This window comes from Flectobacillus sp. BAB-3569 (genome assembly GCF_002270355.1).
Classification (GTDB): Bacteria; Bacteroidota; Bacteroidia; order Cytophagales; family Spirosomataceae; genus Flectobacillus; species Flectobacillus roseus.
Genome location: NZ_NJFZ01000006.1, coordinates 71,606 through 89,459, shown reverse-complemented (window position 1 = coordinate 89,459; position 17,854 = coordinate 71,606). Strand labels below are relative to the sequence as shown.

Annotated in this window: 15 protein-coding genes and 2 pseudogenes; 5 read left to right on the top strand and 12 right to left on the bottom strand. The window is 37.7% G+C overall.

Annotated elements, in window-relative coordinates:
• Positions 1–28: 28 nt before the first annotated feature.
• Complete coding sequence (locus tag BWI92_RS06230) at positions 29–1,792, bottom strand: ABC transporter ATP-binding protein (protein ID WP_095161256.1); 1,764 nt, start codon at positions 1,790–1,792, stop codon at positions 29–31.
• Positions 1,793–2,308: 516 nt separating this feature from the next.
• Between BWI92_RS06230 and BWI92_RS06225 the strand changes: the two genes are divergently transcribed.
• The 4 genes from BWI92_RS06225 to BWI92_RS06215 all read left to right on the top strand — a co-directional run bounded on the left by BWI92_RS06225 (position 2,309) and on the right by BWI92_RS06215 (position 6,002).
• Positions 2,309–2,716: a M15 family metallopeptidase gene (locus BWI92_RS06225; protein ID WP_255406680.1), complete on the top strand. Its 408-nt coding sequence runs from the start codon at positions 2,309–2,311 to the stop codon at positions 2,714–2,716.
• Positions 2,717–2,802: 86 nt separating this feature from the next.
• Positions 2,803–2,901 (top strand): M15 family metallopeptidase, encoded by a 99-nt coding sequence (locus tag BWI92_RS28465; RefSeq protein ID WP_255406682.1) that lies wholly within the window; start codon positions 2,803–2,805, stop codon positions 2,899–2,901.
• A gap of 160 nt (positions 2,902–3,061) precedes the next feature.
• Positions 3,062–4,525, top strand: coding sequence for a TolC family protein (locus BWI92_RS06220; RefSeq protein WP_095161255.1), 1,464 nt, complete (start codon positions 3,062–3,064; stop codon positions 4,523–4,525).
• Positions 4,526–4,619: 94 nt separating this feature from the next.
• The gene (locus tag BWI92_RS06215) at positions 4,620–6,002 is read left to right on the top strand and encodes an efflux RND transporter periplasmic adaptor subunit (protein ID WP_095161254.1); all 1,383 of its coding nucleotides are present in this window, start codon (positions 4,620–4,622) and stop codon (positions 6,000–6,002) included.
• Between the two features lie 122 nt (positions 6,003–6,124).
• Here BWI92_RS06215 and BWI92_RS06210 read toward each other — a convergent pair whose 3' ends face one another.
• From BWI92_RS06210 to BWI92_RS06160, 11 genes and pseudogenes are all read right to left on the bottom strand, one after another.
• Positions 6,125–6,619 (bottom strand): T9SS type A sorting domain-containing protein, encoded by a 495-nt coding sequence (locus BWI92_RS06210; protein ID WP_095161253.1) that lies wholly within the window; start codon positions 6,617–6,619, stop codon positions 6,125–6,127.
• Between the two features lie 36 nt (positions 6,620–6,655).
• Complete coding sequence (locus BWI92_RS06205; protein WP_095161252.1) at positions 6,656–6,928, bottom strand: hypothetical protein; 273 nt, start codon at positions 6,926–6,928, stop codon at positions 6,656–6,658.
• Entirely contained in the window at positions 6,921–8,054 is a 1,134-nt protein-coding gene (locus BWI92_RS06200) for a hypothetical protein (RefSeq protein WP_095161251.1), read from the bottom strand. The genes BWI92_RS06205 and BWI92_RS06200 overlap by 8 nt, the downstream gene beginning before the upstream one ends.
• A gap of 307 nt (positions 8,055–8,361) precedes the next feature.
• Positions 8,362–9,540, bottom strand: a complete 1,179-nt coding sequence (locus tag BWI92_RS06195; RefSeq protein ID WP_176464359.1) for a glycosyltransferase — start codon at positions 9,538–9,540, stop codon at positions 8,362–8,364.
• 41 nt (positions 9,541–9,581) lie between these two features.
• The gene (locus tag BWI92_RS06190; RefSeq protein ID WP_095161249.1) at positions 9,582–10,496 is read right to left on the bottom strand and encodes a glycosyltransferase family 2 protein; all 915 of its coding nucleotides are present in this window, start codon (positions 10,494–10,496) and stop codon (positions 9,582–9,584) included.
• A gap of 70 nt (positions 10,497–10,566) precedes the next feature.
• Positions 10,567–11,739 (bottom strand): O-antigen polymerase, encoded by a 1,173-nt coding sequence (locus tag BWI92_RS06185; protein WP_095161248.1) that lies wholly within the window; start codon positions 11,737–11,739, stop codon positions 10,567–10,569.
• A 36-nt stretch (positions 11,740–11,775) separates the two neighbouring features.
• Complete coding sequence (locus tag BWI92_RS28075; protein ID WP_229362794.1) at positions 11,776–12,018, bottom strand: polysaccharide biosynthesis C-terminal domain-containing protein; 243 nt, start codon at positions 12,016–12,018, stop codon at positions 11,776–11,778.
• Between the two features lie 249 nt (positions 12,019–12,267).
• Positions 12,268–13,049: pseudogene (locus BWI92_RS06175) on the bottom strand (oligosaccharide flippase family protein); the annotation flags it as partial.
• Positions 13,050–13,361: 312 nt separating this feature from the next.
• Positions 13,362–14,627: a nucleotide sugar dehydrogenase gene (locus tag BWI92_RS06170; protein WP_095161245.1), complete on the bottom strand. Its 1,266-nt coding sequence runs from the start codon at positions 14,625–14,627 to the stop codon at positions 13,362–13,364.
• Between the two features lie 59 nt (positions 14,628–14,686).
• Positions 14,687–15,921 (bottom strand): annotated as a pseudogene (locus tag BWI92_RS06165) (nucleoside recognition domain-containing protein).
• Between the two features lie 303 nt (positions 15,922–16,224).
• Entirely contained in the window at positions 16,225–16,953 is a 729-nt protein-coding gene (locus tag BWI92_RS06160; RefSeq protein WP_176464358.1) for a phosphatase PAP2-related protein, read from the bottom strand.
• Positions 16,954–17,106: 153 nt separating this feature from the next.
• Between BWI92_RS06160 and msrA the strand changes: the two genes are divergently transcribed.
• Positions 17,107–17,769: a peptide-methionine (S)-S-oxide reductase MsrA gene (msrA, locus tag BWI92_RS06155; RefSeq protein WP_095161243.1), complete on the top strand. Its 663-nt coding sequence runs from the start codon at positions 17,107–17,109 to the stop codon at positions 17,767–17,769.
• Positions 17,770–17,854: the final 85 nt, after the last annotated feature.

The following is a 17,854-nucleotide window of genomic DNA, read 5'->3' as shown; positions in this document are numbered from 1 at the left end:
GGGTGCCGATTTCGACACCCCAATGGTTTTATTCAATTTCTATACTTTCTTTTTCGCCTACTTGCTGACGCCACATCGCATAATAGAGTCCCTTTTTCTCTAATAGTGCTTGATGCGAGCCGTATTCAACAATTTTTCCCTTTTCGAGTACAAAGATATTATCTGCGTGCATAATTGTACTCAATCGGTGCGCAATCAAAATGGTAAGATGCTCGCCATGTACTGATACTTCACGAATTGTTTCCGAAATTTCTTCTTCTGTCAATGAGTCAAGTGCTGAAGTAGCTTCGTCAAAAATCAATAAATGTGGATTACGTAATAAGGCTCTGGCAATACTCAAACGTTGTTTTTCGCCACCCGATACTTTTACACCACCTTCACCAATTACGGTATCGAGACCTTTATCGGCACGAGCTAAAAGTGGCTCACAAGCCGCCTTTTTCAATACAGCCAAACATTCTTCGTCGGTAGCTTTAGGATTGACAAAAAGTAGGTTTTCACGAATGGTACCAGAAAACAACTGGGTATCCTGAGTTACAAAACCTATTTTCTCTCTTAACTGATCAAAATCTATCGTGCGCCCATCATGACCATTATACAATATTTGACCATTTTGAGGCTTATATAACCCTACCAATAGTTTTACCAAAGTACTTTTTCCTGAACCCGACGGACCAACAAAAGCAATTGTTTGTCCTGCCACGGTTTCAAAGCTTACCTCACGAAGTGCATTCTTCGAAGCCGACTGATGTTTGAACGAAACATTATCAAAAGCCAATGACTTAATGCTTGGAATAGGCTGTGGAGATGCTGGTTTTACTTCAACAGGAATATCGAATAAAGACTCGTAGTTTTGTAAAGAAACTTGTGCTTCACGATAGGTATTGATCACATTACCCATTTCTTGTAATGGGCCAAAAATGAAGAATGAGTAAATATTTAAAGAGAAAAACTGACCAAGAGTGATATCTCCACGATAAATCAAATACATCATGATAAAGGTCAAAATTACTCGAAGTAAATTAACACTTGTACCCTGAATAAACATCATACTACGTACATAGCGCACTTTTTTGAGTTCAAGTCCTAAAATCTTTTGCGTCGTACTATTGAGGTGATTGATTTCTTGTTGCGCCAAGCCCAAAGATTTTACTAACTCGATATTGCGTAATGATTCGGTAGTAGAACCCGCCAAAGCGGTAGACTCTTGAACAATAGATTTTTGGATTACTTTTACTTTTTTACTTAATAACGAACTAATCCATCCAATAAGAGGGCCAATCGTTAAAAACAATGGAACAATTGACCAGTGCACCGAAACGGCATAAATCGTTACAAATACCAAAGCAACTAAACTCTGGAAAAAGATATTAATACCCGACGAGATTAGCTTTTCGACATCGACTCTTACTTTTTGAAGTTTGCCTAATGTTTCACCAGAACGTTGGTCTTCAAAGGTTTCATACGGCAATTCGAGTGAATGACGAATCCCATCGGCGTACATTTCGGCACCGATTTTTTGAGTAATCGTATTGATAAAATAATCTTGGAAGTTTTTGGCTACTCTCGAGACAAAGGCTACCCCAACAGAGGCACCGAGCAATGGTAAAATAGCTCCTACAAAATCCTGAAAAGTACTGTTTTTGTCCGTAAACTTAGTAGCCACATTGTCGATAATATGTCTAAAAATCAGCGGGTCTAACAGTGAAAAAACTTGATTAATAATTGCCAGCAATAGCGCTAGCCACACCGTTGTTTGGTATCGTTTAAGATAGGGTAATAGTATTTTCATGGTTTGATATGAGCGATTGTGAATTGGAGAATAATATAAAATTAAATTGAACTATTGAGTTTCGGTTTTCAGGTATCGGCTTTCGGCGGTGAGTTTTGGACAAAAGTATGTCTATAGGCATTAAACTCTTTGCCTTGTGCCTATTGCCTAAACACATAACTAAGATGTACATTGGTCTAGGCCAATAGTAGACTTTGACTAAGAGTTAACCATAAGGTTTTTAAAATAGTTCTGTAAAAATATCTAGACTTAAAAAATGATAGCAATTAAGATATTGAAAGCTATTAAAATAAATTTTAGTAACATTGTAATTTAGTAAAGGCTTCTACAAAAGCCGTTATCAACCTTACTTTTGGTGAATCGGTGAAAGTAGTATGAGCTCCCTCATCCGCTTTTACTCTTCCTTTTCAATTGATTATGAAGAATCTCCTTACATGTTATATATTATTTCTGCTTACTATTGGTATTGCACTCAGTCAGGAAAAAAAGTTTTCTCCATGTGATTATGAGCAAAAAATGAAACAACAAGGCTTGGTCAATGTCAAAAGTCTTGATCCTAGCATTGCTGTTTTACTCAAGTATTCCACGACTGACAATTTTGTTAAAAAGGATGTATATGGCTGTATGACGGCCTGCTATTTACAAAAAAAGCCTGCCCAAATGCTAGCAAAGGCTAATGCGATTTTGAAAAAAAGACATCCACACTATCGTTTGTTGGTATATGACGGCGGACGACCTTTTGCGATTCAAAAAATTTTATGGAATAGTCTTTCTCAATACCCACCACATCAGCGAGAAACCTACGTGGCAAGCCCAAGTCAAAAGTCAATTCATAATTATGGCTGTGCCGTCGATTTGACGATTACTACTAGCAAAGGAGTACCCTTAGATATGGGAACGCCTTTTGATTTTTTGGCAAATTAGCCTATCCAAGTCACGAAGAATATTTTCTGAAAAATAAGCAACTTACAGCTCAACAGGTAGCTAATCGTCGTCTTTTGAGAAGCGTAATGCAACAAGCTGGATTTATGCCTATTAAGTACGAATGGTGGCATTTTAATGCCCTTGCACGAAGTGAAGCCAAACAGGTTTATCAGATAATTGAATAAAAATAAGATTGGGTCTATACGAAAACAAACCACTAATCCTTACGCACTAACCACTTATCCAAAATCACTTCACGACTTGATATTTCATTCGTAGTATTGGTTATTCAAAAAACTCTAGGGACTATATCGAGAGCGAATACTCAAAACTATCAAACGAAATATGAAATCAGGCGTTTACAGACTTTTAGTGGGAGCTGCACTTATCGCTGGGACACAAGCTCAGGCGCAAACCGCAGTAGAGGCTCCTAGTTCAAAAGGCCCAAAAATCACTCTACAACAGGCGGTAGATATTGCACTTCGCAACAATATCTCTGTAAAGCAGTCAGAAATACAGCTTCAGAACGCCGTGTTGAATTATCAACAAGCTAAAAATAACCAGCTTCCTGGTGCCAATGGTACCGTAAGTGAATTCTTCAACTTTGGTCGAAGCCTTGACCCATTTACCAACACTTACGTAGCACGAAATATCAACTACAATAGTTTGGGCGTAAATGCTGGGGTGACGGTTTTTAATGGAAATCTCCTTAAGAATACAATTGCACAAAACGATTTGCTGGTAAAAGCCAACCAGTTGGATATGCAGGCCATGAAAGAGAATATTTCGATGCAGGTGGTTTTAGCCTATTTGAATATCCTCAATGCCGAAGACCAATTAACTATTGCTCAAAGCCAGACCGCTATTACCAGACTACAAATTGAGCGTACTGAAAAATTAGTTCGTGCGGGTTCTTTACCTCAGACCAATTTACTGGATCTAAAAGCTCAGGTTGCCAACGAAGAAACTACTGTTGTCAACAATCAAAGCACCTTAGATTTGGCAAAACTTAATTTAGTACAGCTACTTAATGATAAGGAGTTCTCAAACAATGTCAATCTAGATAGAATTTCGGTACCAACACCATCTACAACAGCTTACGAAGCGCCTGTAGACCAAATCTATCAAACGGCCGAAGGAACTCAACCAACAGTAAAGGCTTCGGATTTGAGAGTAAAAAGTGCTGATAAAGGAATTGAAATTGCAAGAGCTAGCTTTCTACCAACGATTAACCTTTCAGCTTCGACGGGTGCCAACCAGTCAAATGCTCAAAAAATCTACAAAGTAGACGGTACAAATCAGCAAAACTTAGGAACGGTTAGTTTTAATGGACAAGATATTCCGTTGGTTGTAAATACACCACGTACTGTTGAGGCAGGAACGGTTGGTTATTTCAAGCAACTAGAAAATACTTTTAACTATGCCTTCGGAGCGAGTGCTAATATTCCAATCTTTAGCCGTTTTGCTAACAAAACTCGCGTAAGCCAAGCCAAATTGCAAAAAGTAAATGCTGAATTGGAAGCACAAAAAACACGCTTGACTTTGCGTCAGAATATCGAGCAAGCTTACACCAATATGTCAAATTCGGCGAAAAGATATGAAGCATTGACGGTACAAGTAACTGCTTTGGAAGAGTCGTTCCGTGCAGCTGAAAGTCGTTTCAATGCAGGGGCTATAGATTTTGTAAGCTACAATTTGCAAAAAACCAATTTGGATAAAGCAAAAGCTAACCAAATTCAAGCCAAATATGACTTTATTTTCAGAACGAAAATATTAGACTATTACCAAAATAAACCGCTCACATTTTAACCAAACACTCGATTGAATGTAAAACCTTGAAAAACTATGATGTTTCATCGTTTTTCAAAAACCTTAACATCAATCTTTCAAAACTTTATATACAATGAAAAACAAATCCAATAGAATCTGGGTCATTTTAGCCGTTGTCGCAGTCGTAGTGGTAGGTGGGTTGATTTTAGCGAAAAAGAATGGTTGGATCGGAAAAGAAGAAGCTACAGAAGTAGAACTTTCAAAAGCAAAACGTGCAGACATTATTGAGCGTGTTTCTGCTTCGGGTAAAGTTCAGCCAGAAATCGAGGTAAAACTCTCTCCAGATGTTTCTGGCGAAATTGTAGGTCTTTATGTAAGTGAAGGCGACTCGGTTGTTGCAGGTCAATTATTGTTAAAAATCCGTCCTGATAACTACGAATCATTATTGGCTCGTGCCGAAGCACAGGTAAATTCAGCAAAAGCTTCATTAGAGCAGTCAAAAGCTATTCAATCTCAATCGGAGGCTCGTTTGTTGAAAGCAAAAACTGATTTTGATCGTAACAAAAAGTTACATGACGATAAAGTAATATCTGATTCAGATTACGAACAATTTAGTTCTCAATACGCTGTAGCAAAACAAGATTTGGAATCAGCAAAAGCAAACGTTCAAGCTGCATCATTTAACGTAAGAAGTTCGGAAGCGGCTTTGAAAGAAGCTCGTACCAACTTGACTAAAACAACAATTTATGCACCACAAAGTGGTACTATCTCAAAATTGAACGTAGAGCTTGGCGAAAGAGTTGTAGGAACATCACAAATGGCTGGTACTGAGTTGCTTCGTATTGCCAACTTGAATAAAATGGAAGTTCGCGTGAATGTGAACGAAAATGATATTACCCGTGTTAGTCTTAATGATACCGTAATTATCGACGTAGATTCATATAGTGCTTCAGGTCGTAAATTCAAAGGTATTGTTTACGAAGTAGCAAGTTCTGCCAATGGCTTAGCAACTTCTTCGGCAGCAGCTTCGGTATCTAACGACGCTGTCACTGAATTTGAAGTAAAAATTAGAGTGCTTCGTAGTTCTTATGCTGATCTTATCAAAGGCAAACGCTCTTATCCTTTAAAACCAGGGATGACCGCTTCGGTAGAGATTATTACCGACCGTAAAAATGGCGTATTATCAGTGCCTTTGGCTGCAGTTACAACACGTGACCCTAAAGCTGCTGATAAAGAGAAAAAATCAGAAGAAGAAAGCAATAATTCAGAAGAACCAAAGGTTATTAAAAAAGAAAAACTCAAAGAAGTAGTGTTTGTTTTGACCAAAGACAATCATGCTAAATTGAAAGAAGTTACCACTGGTATCTCCGATTTTGATAATATCGAAATTTTAAGTGGATTAACTGAAGGAGAACAAATCATTTCAGGTCCTTATGTGACAGTTTCTAAGAAATTGAAAGATGGCGAATTAGTGAAGAAAAAAGAAGCTAATAAGGACAACAAAGAGAAGAAGTAAAAGATAGAGGCGCAAATCTCAAGAAATGATTTTTAAAAATGAACTAAGATTATTATTAGATAAATTTAGTTTGGTTTAGGGTTTATGGAAAAGCCATCTCAGATTGTCGGAGATGGCTTTTTTTATGGCTTTATTACTTTAAAAGTTGTTATGCCTTGCGACGTCCGAAGATGCAACAAATACATTCCTGATGTCCAATCTTGAGTATTTAACATTAATCGATATTCTCCTGCTTCTTTATATTCTTGTTGGAGGAGTTCAGTAATTGACTCGCCCGAAACATTACTCACTGAAAGCGATACCAATGTGGATTGTGGTAATTTGACCTGAACAAGAGCTTCGTCTTGTACAGGATTAGGTGACACCATCAGCGATACGTTTGTAATGAATTCACTTAAAGGAAAATGCTGAATTTTGGCACTAAAGCCATTCTTCCCTCTTGCCTTAAATCCTGATTGCAAAACTACAGCCTTTGAGGCCCGATAATGCGTCGGAACAGTAGTTGCTTTACTAGACTTTATATAATCGGATTGTACTTCTTGTGTTGAAGTATTTTGTGCGATTCCACTCAAAGAGATAGCAGTCGAAAAAAAGAAAAGATAGTAAAATTTATTCATGATTTTACGTTTAAGAAAACCTTACAACAAAGTGTTTTAGCGTTTTTTAGACTGTGATGACGTCCGCTTTTGTCTCTTTTTCAAGGACTCTATTTCTTGCTTCATTTGTTGATTTTCTTTTTTCAACTCAATCATATACAAGGTCAATTCTTCTATTTTCTCTAAAAGTTTGGTATCTGTTTGATGCAAATCATTGCCAGAAATGACCATTTCTGCTGCTGAAGGGATATTCGGTAGATGTTGGTGTTTTTGATATAATCTTCTACTTTTTGTAATGGCATTAATTGATGTTTTTTCGAAATTAAACATGGTCAGCCCAATCTTCGGTATTTTTCAAAGCTACCTTTACTTGTTCTGTCAAAATACCTTCTGATACATAGAGATTATAGCCTTCAGGCAAAGAATTAATTCCTTCTCCAATCACCACTCCTCTATTATTGTTATTTTTCAAAAATCCCGATTCGTTACTGGTCCAAAGGGTATTCGTAACGCTATTAGTACTCAATTTGACCTCTGAAGCACTATTGGCTGTTGTCGTAATTTGGAATGTAACAAGGTTCCCTGCTTCATCAGCAAAAAGTTGTCGCAGACCGTTGACTGTATTACGGGTCGGAATATTTCTCAATTGCAAAACATTGGCATTATTACCTGCGCCAACAACCACCAGTTTTGCGCCATTAGTAACGGGGTCATTTGTACCGATACCAACGCTAGCGTTATTGCCTAATACAATCGAGTTTGAAATAGCCAATTCAGTATTTGCACCAATAGCGGTGGCGTTAGTAATATTACTTGCGCTCGAAGCTACGCCTGTCAATGCGCCAATAAATGTATTAAAGTCGCCCGACATAAGTTTGCTTCCAGAGTTGAATCCCACAAAGGTATTTTGCGAACCAGACACATTATCTTGTCCCGTCAAGGTACCCAAGCCCGTATTATTATTGCCAGTGATGGTGTTGATACCACTTGCCGTACCGATATAGGCGTTGCCATTTGCCAAAGAACGACGCCCTGCATTGACACCAATGAAGGTATTAGAGTATCCCACAGCATTGGATAGTCCCGCGGCAGTTCCCAGAAACATATTGTTATTGCCTGTCGTATTCGAATACCCCGCCGATTCGCCGATAAAAGTATTGGCAAAACCAGATGCATTCAGAAACCCAGCCGTTTTTCCGATGAAGATATTATTTGACCCTTGGTTATTAAAGCCTGCGCCATCGCCTAACAAAACATTGGCGATACCTGCAATACTTAGGATAGGCTTCCCTCCGATTTTGTAGGCACTATCCGACATGATATTAATACTCCCACCTGCAATATCTAGGGGGTTATTAATAGTCAAGCTTTGACCATAAGGAGCGGTTATGGTCTGCGAAAATGTGCTGAAAGTGATACCAAGTATCACCAATAATAGAGAGTAGTAGCGTTTCATTTTTACTTAGGACAAATAAAAGAGGATAACCTTTATCAAAGACTATTCTCCAAGTTAAAACTGTTCAATAGACTATGTCAAACAAATCCTGTACTAAAGAGTAATCGGGCAGTTTGATTCATCAAATTAAAGGGTGGTTAGTATATTGAAGGGTATTTTAAGATACAAGGGCATGAAATAAATGACTTACCCAGCAAGGTATTAGCAGTTAGTTAATATTCTTTTTAACAATCTTCTTGCCAAAAATACAACAAATGACTTGTGATGAATGAGTTACCGATTGAATATAATGAAATTAGCATATTCTTTAATGAAACTGAAATTTTGATGACTCACAAAAACTAGTTTTATAAACAGCGATAGAATCATTAATAAAGTTTTCTCTAGAATAACTACTTCTGTTTGACAAAGCTTGAGATTTTAAGGCTTGGTAAAGTTGGGTATTCTTTTCTAATAACTCAATCGATTGAATAATACCTACTATTTCTTCCTCGTGATCTGGTGATGGAGGGATAAGAACGCCATTATGCAAATGCTCGATGACTTCATTATTTCCTCGACTATCCGAAGCAATCACTGGTATGCCCATTGCCAAAGCTTCTAGCACACATACAGGAATGCCTTCTTTTTTGCTAGGAAAAACAAAATAGTCTGAAATCGATAAATATTCCTCTACTTTGGAAGTAAATCCTGTGATTGTAATATCTGGATGCTGTTCGATAAATGTCCACTGTGAGGCACTAAGCCCACTAGAATGTACTGGATCGAGACCACCTATCAACAATAGTTTGAATTGCTGTGGATAACTTTGAGTTAGCTGTAGAAAAGTCTTTACTACAATATGAAAGCCTTTGAATGCGACAAATCGTCCTGTAAAAGCAATAACTTTTTGTTCTTGAATCCCCAATGCTTGACGTAAAGTTGCTCGAGTATTTTCTGAAAAATTAGTTGGATTAAACTTTTCTAAGTTACAGCCCAACCCAAGACTTTGATGCTTATAAACTTTGTTTTTATAAACCTTTTGGACAATATCCACATCAGGTTGGTTGAGCAAAAAGATTTTATCGAGTTTTTGAAAACAATGATTTTCTAAAAAGTAAAAAAGTCCTTTTTTCCAACCAGAGCTACTATTAAGCCCCAATCCATGAAATGTACCCCAATAAGGAATACCCATTTTTCGAAAAAGAATCGTAGGAAATATACCCGTAGTAAAATGTGCGTGCACCAAATCAGGCTTGATGTCTGCCACCAAGCGCCGTATCTGCCAAGCTACCTGTAATTCGTGTTTGAGACGAAGACTTCGTGGAATACCTAAATAATGAAAATGGATATTGAGGTGATGGAAAGAATAAAGATTGGGTATATCTATGGTTTTTTCAGCCGAGCAAATAATATGTAGCTCGATGTCTGGAAAATGTTCGAATATGGATAAGGATAATTCCGATAGAAAAATATTAAAACTCCCTTCATCGGAAATAATAAACATAAATTTCATAAACTTTACTAGGCAAAATGATGGCTCAAAAACTAGGAAGACAACCTAGACTTACCCACTCTATTGACGATACCATCGTACCAGCCACAAAGAATGTACTTGAGATATTTTCTTTTTTGAGGAACTAAGGCTATATAAACAACCACTCTAGATACGGTATAGAAAAGTTCTCGGACTTTATATTGCCAATGAATATGTGGTTGCTTGAGCATTAATATCGAATTGCGAGCCAAGTAATATCTTCTTAAAGGGCTATGTATCGAAATTTCTCTTCCTAAAACCTTCAGACGGTCGTCGCCTACCTGATGCCACATAATAGCTGTAGGGATAGCAAATAGTTTGAATCCTTTATTGCAAGCCCGAAAACTCCACTCAATATCGATATAGTCAATAAAGAAATCTTCGTTCATGAATCCTATTGTCTCAAAAGTCTTACGATCAATCAAGCAACCAGAGGAAATGAGGAAAGAAGCAGAAATAGGTTTGGCATCCTTGTTTTGGGGATAATTATGAATGAGTCGAAATCCCTGAAAAACCGAAATGGGGTAATTGCGTAAAGTGCGTGGGTCGCGATAAATAGGCCCAACTGCACCAATATTATGACCATCGATTGTCAGCACTTGCCATGCCTCTAGTAATTGCTGAACCATTTGCGCTTCAGGCAAACTATCGTGGTCGAATAAGATAACCCCACCTATTTCTGGTTTTTCTAAAGCAAATACTATTCCTTTATTTTGGGCAAAGCCTATTCCAAGGTTATCTGCTAGCGAAATAAGGGTAGTTTGTGGATAATTGAGCAATATTTTTTCAATTTCTTCGACATTATGACTTCCATTATCTACCACAACAATACTGGCTACCTGCGGGCCAAGCCTTTCAAGTAACTGTTGGATGTTGGTAATCAATGGGTGGTAAGTGACAATTACTGCCGCAATTTGACCAGTCATAAATAGGAATATTGAATTGTGAATTGAATTTATTTAGCCAGAGAAATTTATTGTTTTCTAAATCAAAAAATCACTTGGTATCAAACCATTTTATCTCTACTTTTTTCAAAAAAAACATTACCAAGACAATGTAAAACCAATTGGTTAGCCATCTGAAATATTGCTCCTCGATTGGTTGCATTAATAAAGCATACATCAAAAAGCCTAGGAGATAGCAGGAAGTTATATGAAACCTTTTTGCTCGAAAATAAAGCAGATTATAGACAAAACCCAGTAACAAAGGAATAACAAATACCCCAACCATACCAAAATCCATATAATAGGGTTTGAGATACGAATAGGTATTAGTGGGTAAAGGCGTGCTAATCCATTCTGAAATAACTGGTGCCACAGGAATATTGAAGCCCAAACGCCCTATCCAGAGCCATACTACTCGAAAAGTATTATAACCCAACAGCGGAACTGGGTCGATACTTGCCAAACTCAAGGCAGGCAGCGATGCCACAGAATAGGTCAACAACATAGGAACGATAGATTCCCACGAAAAATCAGAGGCTCTTCCTATCGTAATAAGAACAATGAAGCCCATAAGCATAAGCCCCCCCACTATGGCTTGTCCTACCAAAATTTTATTTTTCCATAGTAAATCATAAGCCAACGGAATCACAAAAAAAATCAATTGCCCTCGTGAGCCTAGTAGGTATGTATAAATCAAAAACACTGCTAATAGGATACCATTGCGCCAAGAAAAAGAGGTATTAGTCAGTAACAAAACCAAATAAACGGAACTCAAGGTTTGAATTAATCCATAAAGTCCAAAACGTTTACCATCATTTTCGACCAAGGTATTCCGCAATTCTTGTATATCTCCCCACGAAAACTGCCCTACTTCCTTCACCACCATCGGAAGGGTGAACCCTAAAGAAAGTAATACAATGGGATAAAATAGAGAAAGATTTTTTACGAAAAGGGCATTGTCATAAAGGGGCTCAGGAATAGCTATTTCAGGTAATACTTTTTCGTATAATCCCCAACAAATCAATCCTCCCAGTGAAAACCCCAGACAATTCAGCCCTATGAAGGGAGCAATATCTTCGAGATTGACAGCAAAATAAGCTTGATTATGCCAAAAAATAAGATAGTACATCAACCATAATCCTGTTTGGATTACGATAGGATTTAGCAGGCTTCTGTAAAGTAGACTGTTTCCTATCAATAATATCAAAAGTAACGTTAATGTCATGATTTGAGACTTTGGTTGGTCGGTCGGTTAGCTAACTTACCGTCTAAAAAAGTATTTTTTTGCTTTCAGAATTACTAAAACACTTATCATACTTTCGGTAACTAATAGCGCTAAAGCAGTACCAAGCACCGAAAAATAAGGAATCAGCAAAACGTTTAACAAGATACATACCAAAGCGCCCCAAGATAAAATCTTCGTGCTACTTTTTCCATGGTCTGAGATAAGCAATAGCTGATAAAAAGGGATATTGACACATACAATTACTGGGATAAACGCCATATACCTAAGCAGTTGGACAAATAAGCTTTTTTGCGAAAAATCTAATTTCACCAAAGTGCTTATCAGTGGTGCTCCCAGCCAGCACCCCAAACATCCTACTCCGACCAAAATACAGAAAGGAAGAAATAGTTTTCGCAAAAATGATTGCATAGCTTCATATCCTTGTGTTAGAATATGGCATAGCTGCGTATAAATAGCTTGTGAAAACATGACCAGCACTTGGCGAAGTAATAGCGCTATTTTTTCGGCTATGCTATAGACTCCAAGCATTTGTTCGTTGACAAACCACCCCAACAAGATAATTCCAGAGTGCATATACAGACTTACTGAAAAATGGGAGGTAAAATAGAAAACACCTTCTTTGAGTTGACTTGGAATCCCTTTCAGCCATTGTTTCTGGAATACCAACTGATATTTTTTTGACAAATAGATATTGGCAATGACTCCAATCAAAACGTTGCTACCGCCTAATATCATATTTACCCAAATGGCTTCGCTAGCGCCTTTTACCCAAAAATAAATCAAGCAAACACTAAGGATTTTTGAGCAAAAATTGGCGTAAGTAGCCCAAGGCATTTTTTCAACGCCTTGAAAAACCAAATAGGCAATAGCGCCTGACCGACGACCATCATATAACTACCAAGAATCAGTTTAGTGTTGTGAGTGAAGGCAGGATGTAGAGGAATAATCACGAGTAAAATGCCAAAACCTAAAATAAGAAGGATTATTTTGGACAAACTCACTTCATAAAATAGTTGGCTTAAATCTTCCTGTTGACGGTGCTTTTCGCTCAAGGTTTTTACTGCTGAAAGACTAAAGCCATAGTCCACCCAAACATAAAAATACAACATGGTACTTTGTGCCAAAGCCACAATACCATACTGAGCCAATCCGATGCGTTGAAGCAGAAGAGGAATTAACAAAAGAGGGATTAATAGGTTGGTAGCTTGTAAAAATGCCAACGCCACGAAGTTGTGAATAACACCTCGGTATTCATGAAAGGTATTTCGAATCGTAGCAAACAACTTCATCGTTAGAGAATATATATCAGAAGCCTAGAATAAAACAATTGAGTGATTTGTGATTATTATGTTAAAATTTAGATTCTCCCAGTAGAGACGCAATGCTTGCGTCTCAAACCAAGTAAATCTAGCATAATAGCCTCAAAAAAGGGGTCGGGAAATATATTCCGACCCCTTTTTATGAAAATTTGGAGGATAATCCCAATCTTAAAATTAAGAATGACTCATATTTATAGCTATTGAAGACGCAAAGTATTGCGTCTCTACTGATTTTTATCAAAATCAATCACTAAATTACCATTCACCAATTCACTCAATACCCTACAGTCTCGCATCAGAGAATGATTTATCCCAGAAAGATTTAATATCATAAATCACGGCGTCTTCACCTTTGAGTGCTTCAATATCTAAACTTGCGAACTCATTATGCGATACGCATAGCAAAATACCTTCGTAGTCAGTACCCAACTGGTCGAGCAACTGAATGCCGTATTCCTCCGCAACTTCGTGTTTGTCGGCCCAAGGGTCATATACATCCACATCAATTCCGAACTCTTTTAATTCGTTATACACATCAATCACACGAGAGTTACGAATATCTGGGCAGTTTTCTTTAAAAGTAACACCTAAAATCAAGACTTTACAACCATCGATTTTATGTCCTTTTTTAATCAATAGTTTCACCAGTTTATTGGCTACAAAAATCCCCATGTTATCATTGACACGACGACCCGAAAGAATCACCTGAGGATAATACCCCAAACTTTCGGACTTGTGAAGTAAATAATAAGGGTCTACGCCAATACAGTGACCACCTACCAAACCCGGTTTGAATTTGAGGAAGTTCCATTTTGTACCTGCTGCCTCTAATACTTCGGTGGTATCAATGCCCATTTTATCAAAAATCAATGCCAATTCATTCACAAACGAGATATTGACATCACGCTGAGCATTTTCAATCGCCTTCGACGCTTCCGCTACTTTGATAGAAGTCGCCAAATAAGTACCTGCTGTAATAATTGAGCCGTACAAATTATCCACAAATTGTGCTACTTCAGGCGTTGAGCCAGAAGTAACCTTTTTGATTTTGGTCAAAGTATTTACCTTATCTCCTGGGTTGATACGTTCTGGAGAATAACCACAGAAGAAGTCTTGGTTGAAAACTAAACCACTTTCTTTTTCCAAAATTGGTACACAATCCTCTTCTGTACAACCTGGGTATACTGTTGATTCATAAATCACCACATCGCCTTTACGGAGAACCTTTCCTACGGTTTTGCTGGCAGCGATTAAAGGAATCAAATCAGGTTTTTTGAAACGATCTATCGGCGTAGGTACGGTTACGATAAACACATTGCAATCAACCAAATCATTGATATTGGCCGAAAAACTTAGTTGTGTAGAAGACTGTAAATTTTCGGTCTCTACTTCCTGTGTGCGGTCATAACCTTTTGAAAGTTCATCGATACGACTTTGATTAATATCAAAACCTATCACTGGAAATTTTTTCCCGAACTCTACAGCCAATGGAAGCCCTACATATCCAAGACCGATTATTGCTATTTTACTTGTACTTAAGTCCAATATTTTGAGATAATTTTATGGAAAATCAAAAACCGAAAATCAAAGGTAATCAATTTATTTTTTTAGTGGAAAAACAAATAACTCACCAGAATCGCTGTGATAATACCAGCTAAATCTGCTGTTAAACCTGCCCAAAGCGTATAGCGTGTTTCTTTGATGTTGACAGAACCGAAGTACAAAGCGATCACATAAAAAATCGTATCTGCCGAACCTTGGAATACACATGCCAATCTACCCGCAAAAGAATCTGCACCAAAGGTTTTCATGGTATCAATCATCATGGCTCTTGAGCCACCTCCACTCAATGGGTGCATCAGAGCTGTTGGAAGCGCATCTGTAAAGTCGGTATTGATATTGGTAAGCGCAAATAAGTACTTCATGCCATCAACAATCCAAGTCAGAGCGCCAGAATTACGCAATGCGCCAATAGCTACCAACATGGCAACCAAATAAGGAATAATGCGTACAGAAGTTTCGAAACCACCTTTTGCACCATCAATAAAGGCATCAAAAATGTCAACTTTTTTACGAAGCGCACCAAGTAAAAACGAAATGATTAAGCCAAACAAAATCATATTACTCGACACCTTCGAAAAGATTTCGATTTGTTCTTTCGGAATACTTGATAAATACCAAAGCAATAACCCAATAGCAGCCGTTATACCTCCCAGCCATGTAATGATAACTCTGTCTAATAGATTAATTTTTTGTTTGAACGACACAAATAACAAGCCAGTAACCGTAGCAACATAAGTAGCAATCAAGCATGGAATAAAAATATCAGAGGCGTCTTTGGCACCATAAATCGCCCGCTGAGCCATAATACTCAACGGAATCAAAACGGGGCCTGCACTGTGCAATACCATAAACATAATCTGGGCATTGGAAGCTACCGTTTTACTAGGGTTTAGTTCTTGTAAACTTTGCATTGCTTTTAGCCCAAAAGGCGTAGCAGCATTGTCGAGCCCTAGCATATTAGCCGAAAAGTTCATAATCATTTGTCCACTTGCTGGGTGATTTTTAGGAACTTCAGGAAAAAGACGATTAAAGAATGGTCCGACAATACGAGCCAAAAAGTTGATAGCACCCGCCTTTTCTCCAATATTGAGTAAACCCATAAAGAATGTCATTACCCCAGCTAACGGAAGTGCAATGTTCATGACCGAAGTTTCGGCTGAGTCGAACATACCATCGACAATCAGTTTAAAAATTTCGGTATCGCCCAAGAAAATCAACTTGAGCAAAGCCACAATAAAGGCAATCAAAAAAAAGCAATCCAGAGGTAATTAAGAGCCATTCTATTCAGATTGGGATTTATGTATTTATTGAAAAGTATTCATGCAATATTTGGCTTTCGGCAGTTGGCTATAAGCTTACGGCTAGTCATTAAAAACTCCATTCACAATTTACTACTAGGAGTGTACTAGGGTTCTAGGAACCATTTATTTCGGATGTCGGATGTTGGATTTCGGAAGTTTAATTTTTTACATTTCTTAAAAAAATAAAGGTATTTAACCATATCTCCGAAATCCCAAATCTGCAATAATTTGGAATCTTTCGTACAGTACTAATTCACAATTCAGCATTCATACTTAGTATCTTATGGGTACATGACTGCTGCATGACGGAATACTGTCAAAAGTAAAGCAAACAAAGTCAGCATTACCGCCGAAAATGGAATCCAATGCCACTTCTTGATTACTTTAGCCAATTCATACGAAGCAACGGTAAATGCAAATGCAGCAATCACATCGGCCGTATAGTGTACGTGTTGTAAAAGTAGGAAAAAAGCGATTAAAATACAGGTGATACCAGCCAAGATTTTAGCTATACGCCCTTCAATGATAATCCAAATGAGCACCATTGTAGCGGTATGTCCCGAAAAGAATAAATCTTTGGTTACAGGCGAAGCTGTACCGTACACCGCCGCTTCGGCAAAAGGGTCTGCCAGATTAATTAATCCAGCGGGTGCATCAAGCGGTACCAAAGTGATGGTTACCATACGAAAAATCGTTACGCAAACGTAAGTAATAGCATAAAGTAAAAACACTTCAGCCTTTTTTAGACTTTGTATTAATGAGAAAATCAAAATACTGTACAATACCGTAAATATAGGTACAGATACGTCCATTGAAGGCAAGGCATTCAACACTAAATCCTCGAGAGCGACTCCTGGTCGTTTTTGGATATGGTTCAAGTAACTCGGAAACTGTGTAGCTCCGATAATTAAAATCCCCAAGGTTAAAATTATCTTTACACTAAAATCAACTGTTTGAAAACCTGCTTTCCAGCTTTTCGCAAGCGCTTGAAAGTAGGTAAGTTTTTTCATTTCTTGAGATGTTGTTTTGGGTTTTTGCGTTAACAAATCGTTATCCATAAATAATGAGAAGATTATCGAGTCGTTGTTGAGTTTTGTCGGAAAGAAGACAAAACATCTTTAAAAAGATTGCAAACTTACATCAAGTTTTAAATGTTATCAATTATGAAAAGAAAAATTAGTGCCATTGTTCTTGGAATATTAACATTAGTAGTAAATATTTCATGTGCTCAAAAACCTGAAAATCAGAAAAATACTAAAATGGAGAACAAAGAAAAAGATAAACCGAGTGGCAAAACGGAAATAGCAACTTTCGGTGCTGGGTGCTTTTGGTGTGTCGAAGCCGTGTTCCAAAACCTCGAAGGTGTCGAAAAAGTTGTGTCTGGCTATTCTGGAGGCTCAGTTCCAAACCCTACCTACCGTGCCGTTTGTACTGGTACTACTGGACACGCCGAAGTTTGTCAGATTACCTATGACCCTCAAAAAATTACTTTTGAGGAGCTTTTAGAGGTTTTCTGGAAAACTCATGACCCAACTACCCTAAATCGCCAAGGAGCCGACGAAGGTACACAGTATCGTTCGGTAGTGTTTTACCATAACGCCGAACAAAAGCAGTTGGCAGAATACTGGAAAGAAAAACTTAACGCCGAGCACGTTTTTCCAAATCCTATCGTAACGGAAATCAGTGCCTTTACGACATTTTATCCAGCTGAAAATTATCACCAAGATTACTTTAATCAAAATGGCTACGAACCTTATTGCCAAATTGTGATTAAGCCCAAACTTGATAAGTTTAAAAAGGCTTTCAAAGATAAATTGAAGCATTAATATGAGTCATACTGAATTTTAAGATTGGGGTTATCCTCCAAGTTTTCATCAAAAAAGCGGTCGGACAATATTTTCCAACCGCTTT